This is a genomic window from Prevotella sp. MGM1, assembly GCF_002933775.1.
Taxonomy (GTDB): domain Bacteria; phylum Bacteroidota; class Bacteroidia; order Bacteroidales; family Bacteroidaceae; genus Prevotella.
Genome location: NZ_BEWV01000008.1, coordinates 1 through 1469 on the forward strand (window position 1 = coordinate 1; position 1469 = coordinate 1469).

1 protein-coding gene and 1 pseudogene are annotated in these 1469 nt (G+C 55.5%); both read left to right on the forward strand.

Translation table 11 applies throughout. The features are described from left to right. Positions 1 to 262, forward strand: a pseudogene (locus MoGM_RS12865) (hypothetical protein); the annotation flags it as partial. Positions 263 to 496: 234 nt separating this feature from the next. After that, positions 497 to 1469 (forward strand): cobalt-precorrin 5A hydrolase (locus tag MoGM_RS00075; protein ID WP_199181745.1); only part of this gene is annotated, 973 nt, incomplete at its 3' end.

Genomic DNA, 1469 nt, shown 5'->3' on the forward strand with positions numbered 1-1469 from the left:
TTTCATAGGAGGGCATGGAGGTCGGCTCTCGGAGATCATGGCCCGTGTGGCCTACCGGTTACCAGATGCCGGCAGCAGGTGTCCTGACGGCTTGCGGACGATGACACATGGCGGCGTGATAGTGATGAACTCGGTGAGCGAAGACAGCCGCAAGGCTTTCGAGGCGACAGCACGTGAACTTGGATTGACGTTTCGTCCTGTCGCCCATGTCGCTCTTGACGACTATAATCCGATAGATATATTGAAGGCGGAGAAGAGTTAGTCATATTCTTGCAGTGCGATGGGGCGGTTTGTGCTTCAGCGTGAAACATGCCCCAATGACGGGGCATACCGATGATAGCAGGATTATGGCCTCTCTTCAAATACCACGCCGTATGCCGAAACGGGAATTCTAATAGGTTCTGTTTGGATAGCAGGCCATACAATGATATAAAGTGAAGCATATTTAATGATATGACAGCCATATTTATGGTTGACGTAAAAAATCTTCAAAAAAATGACAAACGACATAATGAAAACCTGCATAATACTTGTTTCCGAGGCCGGATACGGCACGGCAAAGACTATCAGGGCGGAGCTTGGCGGCGAGATTTTCTCGATGCACGGTGAGCCGGACACTACGCATATAGACACTATCGGCGGACTGCTTGCCGAACTCTGGACTGTTGCCGGCACGTTTGTTTTCGTCGGGGCGATGGGTATCTGCGTGCGAAGCATAGCCCCGTTGCTTGTCGACAAGCATTCCGACCCGGCCGTGATTTGCGTCGACTGTACCGGAGCAACGGTCATACCCGTGCTGTCGGGACACTTGGGAGGAGCGAACAAGGCAGCTATGGATATAGCCTCGGCTCTGGGTGCCGTTCCGGCGGTGACTACGTTGAGCGACAGGCTCGGCCTGTGGGCGCTCGATACCATGCCCGGCAAGTTCGGATGGACGGCCGTTCCGGCTGGGATGAACACTCAAATAGCGCTGTTCACCGCCAGGAAACCAACAGCTCTGCTCCTTACCGTGCGCGATCGGGGCACCGAATGGATGGAACAGCACCTCCCCGGTCATGTGACGGTATTCTCTCGGGCGGAAGATATAGACCCGGATAAGTTTGAACTGCTGATAGTCGTGGGCGTGCGGTGTCCCAAAGACATTCCGTTGCCTTGCCTGCACTATATTCCCAGGTGCGTACATGTCGGCGTCGGCCTGGCTCGTCAGGCTGCGCCGGCCGATCGTGTGGTGTCCGAGATATTCTCCGCTTTGGCATCGGCCGGCATTCCCGGTGAGGCTATAGCCGGCATATCGACGATAGAAGAGAAGCGTGACGAGCCTGTGCTGTCGTTTCTTGCGGGGCAGGGGCATCCCGTCAGGCTCTTTACCGCCGATGAACTGAAAGATATTGAGGTGCCGAACCCGAGCGACACGGTGATGAGACACATGGGCACGGCAAGCGTGAGCGAGGCCGCCGCCCTGCTTGCAT